The 18,728-nt window shown below is 47.5% G+C and carries 11 protein-coding genes; all 11 read left to right on the top strand.

All coding sequences use genetic code 11. The annotated features are described in order from the left end of the window. Positions 1-10 precede the first annotated feature (10 nt). The 11 genes from ABIX36_RS09905 to ABIX36_RS09855 all read left to right on the top strand — a co-directional run bounded on the left by ABIX36_RS09905 (position 11) and on the right by ABIX36_RS09855 (position 18,656). Positions 11-2,635 carry a hypothetical protein gene (locus ABIX36_RS09905; RefSeq protein ID WP_348082007.1) on the top strand — a complete coding sequence of 875 codons (2,625 nt, stop codon included), beginning with the start codon at positions 11-13 and terminating at the stop codon, positions 2,633-2,635. A gap of 193 nt (positions 2,636-2,828) precedes the next feature. Then, entirely contained in the window at positions 2,829-5,975 is a 3,147-nt protein-coding gene (locus tag ABIX36_RS09900; protein ID WP_348082006.1) for a TonB-dependent receptor, read from the top strand. Positions 5,976-5,985: 10 nt separating this feature from the next. Continuing rightward, positions 5,986-7,899, top strand: coding sequence for a RagB/SusD family nutrient uptake outer membrane protein (locus tag ABIX36_RS09895; RefSeq protein ID WP_348082005.1), 1,914 nt, complete (start codon positions 5,986-5,988; stop codon positions 7,897-7,899). A gap of 12 nt (positions 7,900-7,911) precedes the next feature. Beyond that, positions 7,912-8,670 (top strand): DUF3823 domain-containing protein, encoded by a 759-nt coding sequence (locus ABIX36_RS09890; protein ID WP_348082004.1) that lies wholly within the window; start codon positions 7,912-7,914, stop codon positions 8,668-8,670. Positions 8,671-8,733: 63 nt separating this feature from the next. Further along, positions 8,734-10,914: a hypothetical protein gene (locus tag ABIX36_RS09885; RefSeq protein WP_348082003.1), complete on the top strand. Its 2,181-nt coding sequence runs from the start codon at positions 8,734-8,736 to the stop codon at positions 10,912-10,914. A gap of 100 nt (positions 10,915-11,014) precedes the next feature. Next, a complete protein-coding gene (locus ABIX36_RS09880; RefSeq protein ID WP_348082002.1) occupies positions 11,015-13,294 on the top strand; it encodes a GH92 family glycosyl hydrolase in 2,280 nt (759 codons plus the stop codon). A 13-nt stretch (positions 13,295-13,307) separates the two neighbouring features. Then, a complete protein-coding gene (locus tag ABIX36_RS09875) occupies positions 13,308-14,432 on the top strand; it encodes a glycoside hydrolase family 76 protein (RefSeq protein WP_348082001.1) in 1,125 nt (374 codons plus the stop codon). 87 nt (positions 14,433-14,519) lie between these two features. Then, entirely contained in the window at positions 14,520-15,485 is a 966-nt protein-coding gene (locus ABIX36_RS09870) for a class I SAM-dependent methyltransferase (protein ID WP_348082000.1), read from the top strand. A gap of 108 nt (positions 15,486-15,593) precedes the next feature. After that, positions 15,594-16,568: a 23S rRNA (adenine(1618)-N(6))-methyltransferase RlmF gene (gene rlmF / locus ABIX36_RS09865; RefSeq protein ID WP_348081999.1), complete on the top strand. Its 975-nt coding sequence runs from the start codon at positions 15,594-15,596 to the stop codon at positions 16,566-16,568. A 139-nt stretch (positions 16,569-16,707) separates the two neighbouring features. Continuing rightward, positions 16,708-17,730 (top strand): SPFH domain-containing protein, encoded by a 1,023-nt coding sequence (locus tag ABIX36_RS09860; protein WP_348081998.1) that lies wholly within the window; start codon positions 16,708-16,710, stop codon positions 17,728-17,730. Further along, positions 17,727-18,656 (top strand): hypothetical protein, encoded by a 930-nt coding sequence (locus ABIX36_RS09855; RefSeq protein ID WP_348081997.1) that lies wholly within the window; start codon positions 17,727-17,729, stop codon positions 18,654-18,656. The genes ABIX36_RS09860 and ABIX36_RS09855 overlap by 4 nt, the downstream gene beginning before the upstream one ends. Positions 18,657-18,728: the final 72 nt, after the last annotated feature.

Here is an 18,728-nt window from a genome sequence, read left to right as displayed (position 1 = left end):
TTAGCCGCTTTTGGCCACGAAAAAAGCTAAATTTGCACACTTGTTTGCATCTAACTACCCCGTGCCCGCCAAAATGAAAATGTTTAACAGATATTTATTACCCTTTAAAGCGGTATATAAAAATTGCTGTGCCTTTTTGTTATTTGCCTTGGTAACGTCGCAGGGAAGTGCCCAGGGTCTGCAGTTCAACTCCAACGACAGCCTGATGAGCAAACGTACATCGTATGTTGTTTTTGCTGATAATGTACCAACCTTTCATAATCATTTAACCATAAGTTTCGATCTGTCGTTATGGGATAACGACCACCTTGGTTACGTTTTTAACATTACCGATACCCGCAACAATTCTTACAGCCTTACCTATATTTATAATCACAACGGCTCGCCGGCCTTGAATTTTAATATTGATAGCAAAAGCAACAAAATTGAGATCCCGCTTAACCTTGCCCAGCTAAAAAAACGGAAGTGGATGCCGGTTAAAGTCGATATTGGCCTTGCCAATAACACGGTTGAATTTTTGGTGAACGGCAAAAGCTACCGGGCGAAGGATTTTGGTTTCGAGGATAAAATTACACCGAAAATAACCTTTGGTAAAAACCCGCATTACTCTGATGTGCCCAAGATGGCCATAAAAAACCTCGTCATTAACGATGCGGATGATCGTTACTTTTTCCCGCTGGCGGAATGGAAAGGTAGCGCCGTTCATAACGATGAGGGCGACGCGCTTGGATACGTAGATCACCCGGCATGGTTGATTAACGAGTCGTATTCCTGGATGCCGAAATTCAGCAAGAATTTTTTTGAAGTGGCCGGGCTAAACTTCGATGCGGATAAACAGCAGCTTTTTATTTTTAAGAGCGATTCGCTGCTGACGTATGATTTGCCCAAAGAACGCATCGAGATAAAACCATTTCAAAACAGGTTGCCAATGGCACTTTTGCTGGCCAAGAGTGTTATTAATACCCGGCTAAACAAATGTTATGTATACGAGGTGCTGCCGCCCGATACCTCGCGCAGCATAGCAGCGCTCGATCTGGCAACGCTAACATGGGAGGATATAGGTAAAGGTTTTATTAAAGACCAACGGCACCACCACAACGCGTTTTTTGATAAAGACCAACGTAATATTTACCTGTTTGGCGGCTATGGCTCCTTCTCGTACCACAAAGATTTTTTTAAGTATAACGAGGACGCCGACAAATGGGAGAATGTTGCCTTTAAAGGAGATACCATCGCGCCCCGTTTTTTTTCGGGCAGCAGCCAGGCCGATGAGCATAATGAGGTTTACATTTTTGGCGGATATGGTAATCAATCGGGCAACCAAATAGTTGGCGGTACGCATTATTACGACCTGTACCGGGTTAACCTAACTACCCGCACCATAAAAAAGTGCTGGGAAATAAAGCCGGATGAGGAACCCTTTGTATCGGCCAACAACCTTATCCTATCGAAGGATAAAAAGTATTTTTACGCTTTATGTTACCCGCACGAAAAACCCAAAACCAACTTGCGGCTTTACAAATTTTCCATAAAAGATGGCTCCTATGAAATAGTGAGCGCCGCCATCCCTGTTACTTCCGAACGGATAGAAAGCGATTTTAACTTGTTTTACGATGTCAAACAGGACCAATTTATTTGTACCGCGCAGGAATTTACATCACCAACCAGATCGACCGTTCGTGTTTTTACATTGGCTGCCCCGCCGGTCAGCCAGTCGGCTTACCTGGCCTCGCAACAGCCGGCCGCCGCGGGTTTTAGTCGTTATATTAAGTACCTGGTAATTGTTTTGTTGATTGCTGCGGCAGCCGTATGGTACGTGCTTAGAAAGCGCCGGTTAAAAGCGCTGGAGAGCGGCGATGAAAATGATCCTTCGGAGGATGTTTACAATACAAAGAAGGCAACCGAAAAGAAACCCAACGCGGTTTACATATTGGGCGATTTCGCGGTGTTTGATAAAACCGGGAGGGATATCTCGTATATGTTCAGCCCTAAAATAAAGCAGCTATTCGTTCTCGTTCTTTTGAACAGCCGCGCCGGGCATGGTGTGGTATCCAAAAAGATCTCCGCCACCCTATGGCCCGATAAGGAGGTTACCAAAACAAAGAACATCAGGGGGGTAACCATTAACCACCTGCGAAACATCATAGCGGATATTGATGGCATCGAACTCAGCTTTGTGAACGATACCTATTGCTTTGTTTTGCAGGAGGTGTTTTTCTGCGATTACTTTGCCGTAGCAGATGCCATAACACAACTTAAACAGCACCATATAACGCCCGACGAGTTAGTAGCCACGCAGCTCGACCTGTTTTCGCGCGGGGCACTATTGCCCGATATACAGGAACCCTGGTTAGATGAAACCAAGGTCGGATATGAAGAATCGCTACTGCAGATCGTCGTTCCCGAAATAAGGCGGATCTATGATGGCGGCGAGCGCAAAAAAGCGCTCGACCTATGCAGGGTTGTAATGGCCATAGATCCTTTTAATGATACCGCGCTAAAATTCAAGCTCAAGGCGCTCCGCCGGATAAAGGGTGTTGATGTTGCCAGGCGCGCCTACGATGAATTTGTTGCCGATTATGCCCGCTCACTCGGCGGCGAATACCCCATCCATTTCGATAAGATCTGTAAATAAAGCAGCCGCTTTAACCAATACTGCATTTTTGGGGTTAATTTTTGCCTGGTTAATAAATTTTTGACCGGATTAACCCCTTTTTTAACCCATCTTTTAATACTTCCCCGTCTATACTTGCTCGTCGGTAAACCAGATGCGGCCGTTGACCAGCGACTTTATCACCGGCAATAACCAGTTTAAAACCAATAAACCTATGAGTGAAAATTTTACTAATTATGGTGGATGCCATCGCATTCACTATGGTGTGAAGATCAGGCGGGCGGTGCAGTATTGTATGATGCCGCTGCTGTTTGTATTGATGTGGAGCACATCTTTCGCACAAACCAAAACCATTACCGGTACGGTATCAGACAACGCCGGGGTATTGCCCGGTGTAACCGTAAAAGTTAAAGAGGCGGGTACAGCCACTGTTACTGATGTAAACGGTAAATATTCCATCGCTGTAAATCAGGGCCAAACGCTCCAGTTCTCTTTCCTGGGGTATGCAACACAGGATGTTGTTATCGGCAACCAGCCATCTGTCAGTATCACTTTAATGCAGGCGTCTTCAACGCTTAATGAGGTGGTAGTAGTTGGTTACGGTACGCAAAAGAAGGTTACTGTAACCGGTTCTGTTGCTACCGTAAACAGCAGCGAGATCGTGACTACCAAGAACGAAAACGTGCTTAACTCGCTTACCGGTAAAGTAGCCGGTTTGCGTGTAACCCAAAACTCAGCCGAGCCGGGCTCATTCGATAACTCATTTAGCATCCGTGGCTTTGGCGATCCATTGGTGATCATCGACGGCGTTCCGCGCGATAACATTACCCGGCTCGATCCAAACGATATCGAAAGCGTATCGGTACTGAAGGATGCAGCAGCTGCCATCTACGGTGTGCGTGCGGCAAACGGTGTGGTTTTAGTAACTACCAAAAAAGGGAAAAAAGGATCGCTGGAGCTCAACTACTCGGGCACTTACGGTTTCCAGGTACCATCAGGCTTACCAAAACCGGTAGGCGCGATAGATTACATGACCCTGGTGAACGAGCAGTTACTGCACAATGTAAATGGCGGCCAGGTAAAGTATTCACCGGCAGATTTTGATGCCTATACCAACGGCACCCGTACCACTACCGATTGGTATACACCTGTAATAAAAAACAGTGTGCCACAATCGCAGCATAACCTAAATGCTATGGGCGGTAACGAAAACACCAATTACTTTATCAGCGCGGGTATTACCCAGCAGGACGGTTTCCTGCGCAGCAGCGACCTTAACTACAAACGCTACAACCTGAGGTCGAACCTAACTACCCACATCACCAAAAACCTAACGGTAGACCTCAACATCAACGGTACCATGGACCAAAAGAACCAGCCTTACCAGGATGCCTGGTGGATCATCAGGTCCTTTTGGAGGCAGGTGCCAACACAATCTATCTACGCAAACAACAACCCCGATTACCTGAACGTAGGGCAGGTTGACGGCTCCAACCCCGTTGCGCTTTCGGATGCTAATGTGAACGGTTACCGGGTTTACAATAACAAGTGGTTCCAATCGCAGATCTCTGCAACCTACAGCGTGCCCTTCGTTCCGGGCTTAAGCGCTAAAGGCTTGTTCAGCTACGATTATTATAACTCCAGCAACCGCATCTACCAAAAATCGTATAACCAATACAACTACGATGCAAACTCGGACAGCTATTCGGCTGTGCCAAATCAAACCCCGGCAACTTTCCGCCGCGAGTTTTTTGAACGCCCGGGTACTTTAACCCAGCTTTCTTTAAACTACGACCGTACTTTTGGCAACCATAGCTTCACCGGCTTATTGCTGTACGAAGAGAATAACCGCCAGCAGGATAATTTTTATGCGCAGCGCGAGCTCTCCCTTGCGGTTGACCAGCTTTTCTCAGGAAGCAGCGAAAACCAGGTGGGCTCATCAAATTCCGGTGATATTTATAATTACACCAATAAATCGATAGTTGGCCGTATCAACTACAACTACAAATCAAAATACCTTGCCGAGTTCAGTTTCCGTAACGATGGTTCTTCCCGGTTCTCTCCGCTTAAACGCTGGGGCTTTTTCCCGGCGGGTTCATTAGGCTGGAGGATCTCCCAGGAAGATTTCTGGAAGAAATGGTCGGCATTATCGTTCATCAACGACCTGAAGTTCCGCGTTTCCTACGGAAAAGTGGGTGACGACTCTGCCTTGGCTTACCAGTTCCTTACCGGTTATCGTTTCCCTGCCGATGGTTCCAACAACCAGTTGCCTCCGGGTTCTGTTTTCGACGGGACCTTTGTCAACGGCACCCAAAATTTGGGTATTGCAAACCCTAACCTTACCTGGTTCAATGCCGAAACTTATAACATCGGTGTCGACCTTGAAGCGTGGAACGGGTTGTTAGGCGCAACCTTTAATGCGTTCCGCCGTGACCGGAACGGCTTGTTGGGTACGCAGATCCTTAATTTGCCAAGTATTGTGGGTGCTAATCTGCCGCAAGAGAATTTAAACAGCGACCGCACTCAGGGTTTCGAAATAGAGCTAAGTCATCGCAACCATATTGGCGGGTTTAACTACTTTTTAAAGGGAAACCTGGCCTATGCGCGCACCATGAGGCGTACCGTTGTGCAGGCTGCTTTTGGCAACTCCCAGCTTAATTGGCATAACAACCAGAACAATCGTTGGGACAACATTTACTGGGGCCTTGGCGCAAACGGGCGTTATACCAACTACCAGGATATCCTCAACAGCGGGCAATTCGTATCGCGCAACGCAGTGGTAGGCGATTATGTTTACGAGGACTGGAACGGCGACGGGCAGATCAACGGAGACGACGTACACCCTATCGCTTATAACAGTGCGCCCTTAACCACCTTCGGTTTAACGCTTGGTGGCTCGTATAAAGGTTTCGATTTTAATACCGTATGGCAAGGTGCTACAGGTGTTACCGTATCGTATTTCGAGCAATTAAATACCCCGCTATGGGGCGGAGGCAGCGCACTTGCCATGTTCCTGGACAGGTACCACCCGGCCGATCCTAACGCCGATCCATACAACCCAAACACAGTTTGGATCCCCGGCAACTACGCGCTAACCGGTACTACTGCCGATGTGAACTCGATGTTCAATATCCAGAACGCCAGGTATCTGAGGTTAAAATCTGCTGAGTTGGGTTACAGCCTTTCATCGGGCTTTGCCAAAAAGATAGGCATAAAAGGCGCCAGGATCTTTGTTACCGGGTACAACCTGCTAACCTTTACCGGGGTAAAATACCTCGATCCGGAGCACCCATCCAGCACGTACGGGTACCTGTACCCCCTCAACAAGACATATTCACTGGGCGTAAATGTTAAGTTATAAGATCATCAACATGAAAAAGAATATATATATCATCATATGCTTTTTGGTTTGCTGGACAACAGCATGTAAAAAGCTCGACGTACCTCCTATCAACATTATACAGGATAAGGACGTTTTTACAAGCACAGGCGGTATACAGGCCTATATGGCGCGCATCTATAGCGAGCTGCCGATAGAAGATTTCAGGTATTCACCGCAGCGCGGACTAAACTTCTTTTGGATCATCAGCCCCTTTCCTGCTGTTACCGGCGAGGCACTAAGCCGCGACCAAAACGGCGCTATGCAGGAAAACGTAGGCGAATCGCCCTGGGGCGACTGCTATAAGCTGATAAGGGATGCCAATTACTTTATTGAGAATATGCCTAAGTATGCCAGCACTTATACACCTGCGCAGGTTAATTCATGGCTGGGCGAAGCACGCTTTATACGCGCGCTTACCTACTTCGCGCTGGTAAAACGTTACGGCGGCGTACCGATAGTGGATAAGGTGCTGGAATACCCAACCGCCAATATCGACGACCTGAACATAGCCCGCGCATCCGAAGAGGCTGTTTACGATTTTGTTGCTGCGGACCTTGATTTTGCATACGCTAATTTATCAGAGTCTAACCAGGCAGGTCGCGCCAACAGATATGCTGCCGCGGCATTTAAATCAAGGGCTATGCTTTATGCGGGTTCTATTGCCAAATACAACACAACTACCTTGTCTGATGGTGCCGGCAATCGCGTATGCGGCATCCCGTCGAGCAAAGCGGTAACTTATTTTAAAGCTGCTTACGATGCAGCGTTGTTGGTAGCGCCTAAATACAGCCTTTATAAAAAAGTATGGGCCGCAGGCGATAAGGAAGCACAGTTTCAAAACTATGTGAACATGTTTTATGATGAAAGCAGCAACGAGAACATTTTTGTGAAACAGTACCATTACCCCGAATCTGTTCACGGTTATGATGCTTATAACGTTCCGCGCCAGTTAATGGGTGGCAATGGTTATTCATCTGCGGTAAACCCAACTTTGAATTATGTTGAACTGTTTGACGGCCTTCCCAAAAATGCCGACGGAACACTCAGGACAACAACATCCGGTAAATACGATCTGTACACCAATACCATGGATCTTTTTGCCAATGCCGAGCCAAGGTTAAGGGCAACCGTTATCCTGCCCGGAGACCAGTTTAAAGGCCAGAGCATAGAGATACGCAGGGGTATTTACACTGGTAGTTCGGCGGGTGGGATCAGCCCGATTTTAGCGCCGGGTTCTACGTCAAATTATCCAACAGCAAATATCGTTCAATCATCAAACGCAAATCAAACGCCCTACAAATTGCCCGATGGTACAACCATGAACCCGGCAGGTTTAAGTGGTGTTTTCACCGGCGACGGTACCTGCGCTATATCAGGCTTTTCTATCCGTAAATACCTGGTTCCCGATAAACCAACTTCAGAGGTATTGGAGAACCGCTCTGACCAAACCTGGATAGAGATGCGCTACGCCGAGGTATTGCTTAACCGCGCCGAGGCCGCATACGAATTAAATGCTTTGGGGCAGAACGATAAGGATTACCTGCAGGATGCTTTCCTGGATATTAACCAGATCCGTGAAAGAGCGGGCGCTACTTTACTTGCGGGCCCCGGCGATCTGTCGAACGTAAACGTGGTTCGTAAAGAAAGAAGGAAAGAGCTTGGTTTTGAGAACAAAATCTGGTGGGATATGAGGAGATGGAGAACTGCTGATACCGAGCAAAACTCTACCATTTACCGCGTATTGATGCCATTTTATTCGGCAAACGACAAAAAGTACTTCTTTGATGCGCGGACAGATGAGCGTAACGTTCGCTACACTTTTGATGTGCGCTGGTACTACGAAGAGATCCCGAATGGCGAGATCCAGAAAAGTCAGAAGTTAATTCAAAACCCCGGTTATTAATCAGCTAACAACATGAAAAAGATATTATATACAATAGCCGTATGCGCGATAGCCCTGGGGGGATCGTCATGCAAGAAACTGGATAATTACGAAGAGCCGCAGGAAACCCTTACGGGCAGCGTAATTGACGCCGGCACAGGCAAAACCCTGCAAACTGAGAACGGTGGCGGCGGAACGCGCATTAAACTGCTGGAGATCAGCTGGAGCGATAACCCTACGCCTTTTTACATAGCATCTATGCAGGATGGTACTTTTAACTACACCAAACTGTTTGCGGGCAAAAATAAAATTAGTGCCGAAGGTGCTTTTGTACCGCTCGTGCAAACAGATGGCAGCGGTGCTACCACGGTTGATAAAAGCCAAACCGTTGATATAAAAGGCACTACTACCGTTAATTTTTCGGTTGACCCGTTGCTACGGGTTGAGTGGGTTGGCGAGCCGGTTTTAAATGCAGACGGTACCGTTTCGGCCAGTTTTAAGATCACCCGCGGAACCAGCGATCCGGCGTTTCAGAATGATATTACCGATGTGCACTTGTTTTTAAACTCCAACAAATTTGTAGGTAACAACAATTACGATAACCGGTATTCCCCGCAGACAGATTTTAGCGGTTCATCGGCCAATGCCCAACTGGGCCAAACCATAACCCTTACAACAAAGGGTGGTCCGCTCCCCACCAAACGCGATTATTTTGTCCGCATAGGTGCCCGTACCAATTATGGTTTGAAGTACTACAACTACACAGATGTGAAAACGATTAGTGTTCCTTAGATATGTTCATCCTGTTCCGGGGCGGAGGTCCAACCGCTCCGGGCAGGTTTTTAAATACAACTTATGAGAAAATTTTTATTAAGCTGCGCATTGGTGGCGCTCGCTGGAGGGGTATATGCCCAGCCGGGGAAGCCTGTTGCATTAAAACAGAAAACAGCGTTCCAAACCAGCAGTCCCTGGATCCCCGAGATAGATGTGCGGTCGGATATTGCCATTGTATACGGGGTGAATGATCGCCCGGGGATGACCTTTGAACAACGCGTGCAATCCTGGCGCGATCACGGCTATCAAACTCAATTTATGACAGGCATAGCCTGGGGCGACTACAAAGATTACTTTTTAGGCAAATGGGACGGCATCAACCACCTCGGTGTTGGGCAGGTTACCCAAAAAGGCGATACCATATTCCATGGGAAGGATATGCCTTACGTGGTGCCGGTTAAATCTTTTATCGAATACATGAAGACCGCCGTCATCAAACGGGTGATAGATGCCGGTATAACCGACATCTTTTTAGAAGAGCCCGAATTTTGGGCGAGAGCCGGTTACAGCCAACCCTTTAAAGAAGAATGGCAAAAGTATTATGGCTTCCCCTGGAAACCCCAGCACGAATCGGCAGAGAATACCTACCTCTCCAGTAAGTTGAAATATCACCTGTACTACGAGGCCATTAAAGAAACCTCTAACTACGCCAAAGCCTACGGTAAAAGCAAAGGCAAAAGCATTAAGGTGTATATCGCCACGCATTCGCTCGTGAATTATTCATCGTGGCAAATTGTGAGTCCGGAGGCCAGCCTGGCTTCGCTGCCCGGCATCGATGGCTATATCGCCCAGGTATGGACGGGCACCTCCCGCGAGCCCACGTTTTTCGACGGCCAAAGAAAAGAGCGTGTGTTTGAAAATGCTTTTTTGGAGTATGGCTCCATGGTATCTATGACCGCGCCAACGGGCCGCAAAATGTATTTTTTGACGGACCCTATCGAGGATTGGCCGCGCGATTGGGCCGATTATAAAAAGAACTACCAGGCAACCTTTACAGCCAAGCTGCTTTACCCAACAGTTGCAGATTATGAAGTAATGCCCTGGCCCGAACGGATCTACACCCATCCCTATAAGGTGGCCAACAGCAACGAAAAAGTGCTGATCCCGCAGTATTACTCTACCCAGATGCAGATCATGGTGAATGCTTTAAACAGTATGCCGGCATCGGCAAATAAGGTAACGGGTGTTAACGGGATAGGCGTGCTGATGAGTAATTCGCTGATGTTTCAGCGCTTTCCAACGCATAATGGTTTCGAGGACCCGCAGTTTTCCAATTTTTACGGGCAAACCCTCCCGCTGCTTAAACGTGGCGTACCGGTACAAACGGTACACATGGAAAACCTCACTTACGCCGCTACCTTAAAAAACATTAAGGTGTTGATTGTAAGCTATGCTAACATGAAGCCTGTATCAGCAGAGATCCATACCGCACTGGCCAAATGGGTAAAAGACGGCGGCGTACTTATTTATTGCGGCCGCGACGACGACCCGTACCAATCGGTAATGGAATGGTGGGATACCAAAGGTAACAAATTTACCGCGCCGTCGCAGCACCTTTTTCAGTTGATGAAGATTAACGGCGCATCCGGGCAGGAGAAATTTAGTTTCGGCAAAGGCTCGGTTTACATCATCAGGCAAAATCCAAAGGAGTTTGTGCTGCAAGCCAATGCCGACCCGAAATTTGTAGAGGTGGTGAAACAAGGTTACGAAAACGACGCCAAGGCAGGCAAGCTTGAATTTAAAAACAGCCTCTACCTGGAGCGAGGCCCTTATGATGTGGTTTCGGTGATGGACGAGAATGCCGATGCGAAACCCTACACTATCAAAGGCCCGGTGATCGACCTGTTCGACCCACAACTGCCGGTGCTTGCTCAAAAGATTATCAACCCCGGCGAGCAATCGTTATTGTATAATGTGAACAGGATCCCCGATAAAGCAAAACCCCAGGTATTGGCCGCGGCAGCAAGGGCTTACGACGAGAGGGTAACAGGAAAAAGCTATTCGTTCGTGGTAAAAAGCCCAATCAAAACATTAAACAGCATGCGGGTATTGCTGCCGGCGCAACCCAAGGCCACAAAAGTTACCAATAGTAAGGGGCAGCAGCTTACAGATGTAAAAACGTCCTGGGATGCTTCTTCAAACACTGTATACCTCGGCTTTGCCAATGAGCCTGCGGGGATAAAAGTTGAATTGAGTTGGTAAGATATTTTTAGTTGGTTTAAAGAGCGGCCATCACTGCCCTGCACGGAATTTTTCGTGCAGGTGTAGTATGGCTGTATAACGGCCACTACCCGCTTATAATATGTACATGAAAAAAACACTATTAGCCGTACTGGCATTTTTGCCGGCCTTTGCATTTGCACAGGTTAACACGACAAACCTCGCCGACCTGGTGAACCCATTAATGGGCACCGATTCTAAACCATCTCTGTCCAACGGAAATACATACCCCGCTGTGGCGCTGCCCTGGGGCATGAACACCTGGACACCACAAACCGGTAAAATGGGCAGCGGCTGGCAATACACTTATAACTCAGATAAGATTCTCGGCTTTAAACAAACGCATCAGCCATCGCCCTGGATGAATGATTATGGACAGTTCTCCATCTTCCCGGAAACGGGTAAAATAAAACTTGAAGATACGGAGCGTGCCAGCTGGTTTTCGCACAAGGCGGAAATATCAAAACCGTATTACTACAGCGTTTACCTGGCCGATTACGATGTCACTACTGAAATTACGCCCACCGAACGTGCCGCCAGCTTTAGGTTCACTTTCCCCAAAAGCGATAGTTCACACATTGTGATAGATGCCTTTGATAAAGGCTCTTATGTAAAGATCATCCCCGGCGAGAATAAGATTGTAGGTTATAGCACGCGCAATAGCGGCGCTGTACCGGCAAATTTTAAGAATTACTTTGTTATTTATCTCGATAAGCCATTTACCGCGTCAGCCTGGCATAATAAGGAGGTAGATGCAGGCAAACTGGAGTATCGCGGCGACAACGCAGGTGCCGTACTCAGTTTTAAAACTACCAAAGGCGAGGCCGTGCACCTTCGCGTAGCATCATCTTTCATCAGCTTAGAACAAGCCGAACTGAATTTAAAACGGGAGGTTGGCAACGATGGCTTCGACGCCACCAAGCAAAAGGCAAAAACCGTTTGGAATAATACGCTGAGCAAACTGAAGGTGGAAGGCGGTTCGGTTGATCAAACCCGTACATTCTACTCCTGCCTGTACCGGGCGCTCTTCTTTCCAAATCGGATGTACGAATTCGATGGTAAAAACCAAATGGTGCATTACAGCCCCTATACAGGCAAAGTTTTGCCGGGCTATATGTTTGCCGGGACAGGTTTCTGGGACACCTTCCGGGCGCTGTACCCGTTTCTCAACCTTGTTTACCCGTCTATGAGTAAAGAGATGCAAGAGGGCCTGCTAAACGATTACAAAGAAGGCGGCTGGCTGCCCGAGTGGAGCAGCCCGGGTTATGCCGATGTAATGGTGGGTAACAATTCTGCGTCCGTAGTTGCCGAGGCTTACTTAAAAGGTGGCCGTGGCTATGATATCCAAACCCTTTACCAGGCCCTGCTGCATGGTGCAAACAACACGGGTCCAAATGCTACCGGCCGCCGCGGGGTTGAATTTTACAACAACCTTGGGTATGTGCCCTATGATGCAGAAATAAACGAGAACGCTGCCCGCACGCTGGAATACGCTTACGACGATTTTTCCATTTATAAACTTGGCAAAGCACTCAACCGCCCTGCTGCCGAAACAGAAGTATATCGCAAACGCGCCATGAATTATAAAAACCTGTTCGACCCTGCAAGCAGGCTGATGCGGGGTAAAAATAAGGATGGCAAATTTCAAAGTCCGTTTAACCCCTTTAAATGGGGCGATGCCTTTACCGAAGGGAACAGTTGGCACTACACGTGGAGTGTTTTCCACGATGTGCAGGGCCTCATCAACCTGATAGGCGGCAACCAAAAGTTTGTTACCAAGCTCGATTCGGTGTTCATCCTTCCGCCTGTGTTTGATGACAGTTACTATAACCAGGTAATTCACGAGATAAGAGAAATGCAGATAGCCGGGATGGGGCAATACGCGCATGGTAACCAACCTATCCAGCATATGGTGTACCTGTACAACTACGCGGGCCAGCCCTGGAAAACCCAGCAGCACGTACGCGATGTGATGGACAAAATGTACAAGCCAACCCCCGACGGTTATTGCGGCGACGAGGATAACGGCCAAACATCGGCCTGGTATATCTTCTCTGCCATGGGTTTTTACCCGGTAACACCGGCCAGCGACCAGTATGTACTGGGTGCGCCGCTGTTTAAAAAAGTTACCGTAACCCTGGAGAACGGTAAAACAATAACTGTAAACGCCGCCAATAACAGCAGCGCCAACCGCTATGTGAACAGTCTTAATGTAAACGGTAAGCCATACGGTTTTAACTGGCTCAGCCACTCGGCACTGCTAAAGGGGGCCACGCTCAATTTCGGTATGTCGGCGCAGCCCAATAAACAAAAGGGAACACAGCCCGCAGATGCGCCGTATTCACTAACAAACGATAAATAAACTACATCTACCTATGAAAAAAGTATTTTATGTAATGGCCATGAGCATGCTCATAACGGCTGTGAGTTGCAGTAAGGGTACCGAAGGTACAAAGCCGGTTGATACCAAACCGGTTGACACCACCCCAACCTCTTTTACTGCCGCGGATGCCACAACGGCTTACACAGCCTTTAACCGGTATTTTTACAATACAAGCGCTAAACTTTATTACAGCAGCACCCGCCGCGATGGTTTGGCCGCCATTTGGACGCAGGCTATTTATTGGGACATGGCCATGAATGTTTACGAGCGAACCAAAGACCCGGCGCAACTCACCATGATAAACGATATGTACCAGGGCGGCTTTAACCAGTACGACGGCTATAACTGGGACAATACCACCACCTGGTTTATTTATGACGATATGATGTGGTGGGTAATGGCCCTGGCCCGTGCCAACCAGCTTACCGGTAACGATGTTTACCTGCAAAAGGCCAAAGCGGGTTTTAACCGCGTTTGGAATGGTTCTTACGACCCGGCAAATGGCGGCATGTTTTGGGATTTTAAGCACAGCGGCAAAAATGCCTGCATTAATTACCCTACGGTGATCGCAGCTATGCGCCTGTACAAAATTACGGGTGATGCGAGCTATCTTGATAAAGCAAAATTGATCTATAGCTGGTCCAAAGCAAATTTAATGGACGCCGCAACGGGCCGTATTGCCGATCATAAAATTGGCAATAATGCGCCGGGTTATGAGGATTACACCTATAACCAGGGCACCGCTATAGGCGCAGCAGTAGCGCTTTATAAAGAAACAAAGGAAGTTAGCTACCTGGATGATGCCAAACTGGTAGCCGGCTACACCCAAACCAAAATGGGCGGCAACGGGCTTTTACCCGCCGAAAGTGATTTTAACGAACAAGGCGTATTGAAAGCCATATTTGCCCAGTACATGATGCAGCTGATAACCGATGGCGGCCAAAGCCAGTACCTGGATTGGGTACGCACCAATATTAACACTGGCTGGAAGAACCGCGATACCGACAGGAACCTAACCTTTAGGAATTACGCCATTCACTGCCCAACCGGCGATATCCAGTCTTACGAGGCAAGCAGCATAGTAACGTTTATGCAGCTCTGCCCTCCGCAACAGTAAATTTCCATCACAACAATTGAGAAAAGGCGCTCCTGTAATGGGTAAGCGTCTTTTTTTGTAGGTGAATTTACGGTGGTGGTGCAATTAATGCCGGTATATTTGCAGGCAGACACCACCCAGTTTATGATCGAAAATAGCCATGAAGCAGCCTTGCACGAAATTCGATCAGACATCGAATCGGTACGCAGCAACGCGCTTCTTTATCAACAAGGTAACTTCAGCGCCCGTGCAGAAGCGCTGCATTTTATCGACTTTCATATTCTTGATCATATCGAATCTATTATTCCCCAGGTAAGCCAAACAGATGAATTGCTTTTATTGAGGCAGGAAGCTGGTAAGATAAAGGCAGCCCTGGAGGAGATAGATAACCAGCTTTTTGAAAAACTCCGGGCAGCTATTCAAACAGGCGCTTATAAAACGAGAGGCTTTAAAAGGCTCATTGAAGAATTTACAGACCTTGATTTAAATCAGACCAAACAGGAAGAAATTGGCTACGATAACCTGGATGTTTTGATGAATGGCTTGTTGCCCGCGCTTGCTATGCCTGGGCAGGTACGGGCGTTGGAGGCGGAGATGGTCTACTATCAAAAAACACCGGCAAGGTTTGTTTTTGAACTGGTTGAAAAAGCCCGGTTTAGCAACGGGGATGTTTTTTTCGATGTCGGTTCCGGGTTGGGGCAGGTGGCTATGTTGGTAAACCTGCTTGCCGGTATCAAAGTTAAAGGCATCGAGTTTGAGCCTGCATTTTGCAGTTACGCAAGCGAAGTTGCCGCAGTCCTTAATTTACCCGATGTGGATTTTATAAATATCGATGCCCGGGAAGCCGATTATTCGGCAGGAATGGTGTTTTTTATGTACACGCCATTCAAGGGAAATATGCTGCTGGAAGTTTTGGAGCGCTTAAAACAGGAGTCGGCGCTACGGAAAATTACGGTGATCACCTACGGCCCCTGTACGCCAGAAGTAGCCTTGCAAGCCTGGCTGATTCCGACGGGAACGATAGACGGGAGTATATACAAATTAGCCGTTTTTATCAGTCGAGAACCTGGATAGAACAGTGGTGGTAAGCAAGGCAGGGAACGGTGGTTTGATAAAGCATTTGTTTACTGCCCTTGTTTGTACAGGAATACCGATATTTGCAGCATCGCTATAAATTATACTATGCCATCAGCCGAAAAACAAAAACCCGCCGAAAAAGAAAGTTTGCATCCCCGCAATTTACACCGGGCAGGGTATGATTTTGATAAGCTGATCAAGGCCTCGCCGGCGCTGCGTCCATTTGTTAAGCTGAATCAGTACGATATCGAGTCGATAGATTTTGCCGACGCGGAAGCGGTAAAAGAATTAAACCGGGCTTTGCTTAAATTTTTCTATGGCATTAATTACTGGGACATCCCCGCAGGGTACCTTTGCCCGCCAATACCGGGGCGCGCGGATTACATCCATTATATTGCCGACCTGCTGGCAGAGGGAAACAGCGGTGCCATCCCTACCGGGAAAAGCATTAAGGTTTTGGACATTGGCGTTGGCGCCAACTGTGTGTACCCGCTGATAGGCAACAGTGTTTACGGCTGGCAATTTACCGGCACGGATACCGACGCCGAGGCTATCCGCTGGGCAAACAAGATCGCATCTTCCAATCCCGAGCAGAACGGGGCTATTAAAATTCGCCCGCAAAGCAATAAGGCCAATATATTTAAAGGCGCTATTACGCAGGGAGAAATATTTGATATTACCATCTGTAACCCGCCGTTTCATGCCTCGCTGAAAGATGCGCAGGCCGGTACGTTAAAAAAACTGCAGAACCTGAATAATGGCAGGCAGCAACAACCGCAGCTAAACTTTGGTGGTAAAAATACCGAACTATGGTACCCGGGTGGCGAGGTGGCGTTCATCCGCAACATGGTTGACCAAAGCGCGCTTTTTGCCGATAAAGTGATGTGGTTCTCTACCCTCGTATCTAAAAAAGACACGCTTGCCGCGGTGTACCGTGCCTTAAGTAAAGTAAAAGCCATAGAGGTGAAAACCATTAACATGGCCCAGGGCCAAAAGGTAAGCCGCATTGTTGCCTGGACATTCCTAAGCGAAGCCGCGCAACGCACATGGCGCAATACGTATTGGAAAGATGGTAAGTAACGCCGATTCCTAAGTGCATTTATTTTTCAAAATCATGATATCTTGCTGCGTTTGATGCTCGCTAAAACATATATTAGTAAAAAATATATCTGGCGGCTTAACGCATTTTAAGTCATATTAACCTAAAATAAACCTTATTATGTTTGGGATACAGCATATCAAATTCGACTCGATGACCTATGTGATCCATTTTAAAAATGGAGCCATAAAACGGGAAGGGCGAGGGCTTTCATTCTTCTATTTCGCGCCAAATAGTTCTATTGTAGCTATCCCGATGGGAAGTAACGATCTGCCTTTTATCTTCGGCGAATCCACAAATGATTACCAGTCGGTAAATATACAGGGACAAATAAGCTATAAAATAAGCCGACCCAAAGAACTGGCGGATGTTTTAGATTTTACTGTAAACGATTACGGGCAATACAAAAAGAACGATATTGAAAAGCTGAATCAGCGCATTATCAACGAAGCGCAGACCGCTACATCGGCCTATATCCATAGCATAAAACTGAAGGACGCCATCCGGTCGGCAAAAGCTATTGAGGAGCGGATCCTGGAAGGCCTTAAAGCATCGCTTGCGATAGGCATGCTGGGGATAGAGATACTGGGGGCAAATATATTGGGCATTTCGGCTACGCCGGAGATGGCCCGTGCCCTGGAGACCGACACCCGCGAGAAGTTGCAGCAGGAGGCGGACCAGGCTATTTACGAACGCCGGAACTTTGCCGTTGAGCAGGAGCGCCGTATTAAGGAAACTGAACTGAATACCGAAATTGCGGTTGAAGAAAAGCAAAAACAGATAGCCGAGAAACGGATGGAATCGGATGTGCAGAAAGCGGATAACGATCGCAAACTGCGCGAGATGGGCCTGGCTGCTGATATTGCTGTGGAAAATCAGCGTAAGGAGCTGATTGAGCAAAAAACAGCCAACGATAAAAAGGAAGCCGAAACGCAAGGCTTTGTTATTGAAACAACCTTAAAACCGTATAAGGATATCGATTGGAAAACGCTGACCGCATTGAATAACAACCCCGACCCGAAGTTTAATATAGCCCTTGCTTTTAGAGAGCTTGCCGAGAATGCCGACAAGATAGGCAACCTGAACATCAGCCCCGAGTTATTGGAGTCGCTGTTGCACGATAAGCCGAAAGGTAGGGGATGAACGTAGATTATGCCATCATTGTAAAGAATAAAACACGGCTTGAAGCTTTAATTGAGCGCTTCAATACCAAGGCGCAGGCTAAGTTTTACATAGAAAGGCTTGGCGGTAACTTTGAAGATTACGAGCAGGAGCACGAAATATTCCACGCCTCGTTAAGCACACTACAAACCCGGCTTTCTAAGGTGGTTAAATACAAGATCATCGAGCGGAATTTTATCCCATCCTTCATCTTTTCGCCAAAGCAGATAGTAATTGTAATTGGGCAGGACGGCCTGGTAGCCAATACCGCCAAATACTCCGGTGGCATACCTATCATTGCGGTAAACCCTGATGAAGAGCGTTATGATGGCGTGCTATTGCCTTTTAATACCGGCAATTTTATCGGGGCTGTAGAAAACGTACTAACGGATAAATTCCAATGGAGAACCATGCGCTTTGCCGAAGCCCGGTTAAACGACGGGCAGCGCCTGCTCGCCTTTAACGATCTTTTTATCGGCGCCTCGTCGCATGTATCGGCCCGCTATAAGATCTCTTATGGTAAAGCTACCGAAGAGCAATCGTCCAGTGGGCTTATTGTTTCTACCCCGGCGGGTTCAACGGGCTGGTTAAGCTCAGTTTTTAATATGGCTTATGGCGTTGCCGGTTTGTTCGAAAAAAACCTTCAGCCCAAAAAGCCCAGGATAAAAGATAATGAGTTGCTTTTTGCCGTGCGCGAACCTTTTCAAAGTATCCGTACGCAGATAGGGATAACGGCGGGCATCATTAAGCAAACCAATAGTTTAACCGTTGAATCGTTAATGCCGGGCAGCGGCGTAATATTCAGCGACGGTATAGAAGCCGACTTCCTGAAATTTAATAGCGGTGCTATCGCAACCATTGGCCTCGCAAGCGAAACTGCCCAGCTGGTAACAAACGAGGTAAAGTAAACACGGCGCTTATTTGTAAGGCGCCATCAGCAAATACTCGTAAAACATCCTTATTTTTAGCGATACCAATTA

Origin of the sequence: Mucilaginibacter sp., from assembly GCF_039925265.1 — a bacterium.
Taxonomy (GTDB): domain Bacteria; phylum Bacteroidota; class Bacteroidia; order Sphingobacteriales; family Sphingobacteriaceae; genus Mucilaginibacter.
This window is presented reverse-complemented; position numbering and strand designations above follow the sequence as displayed.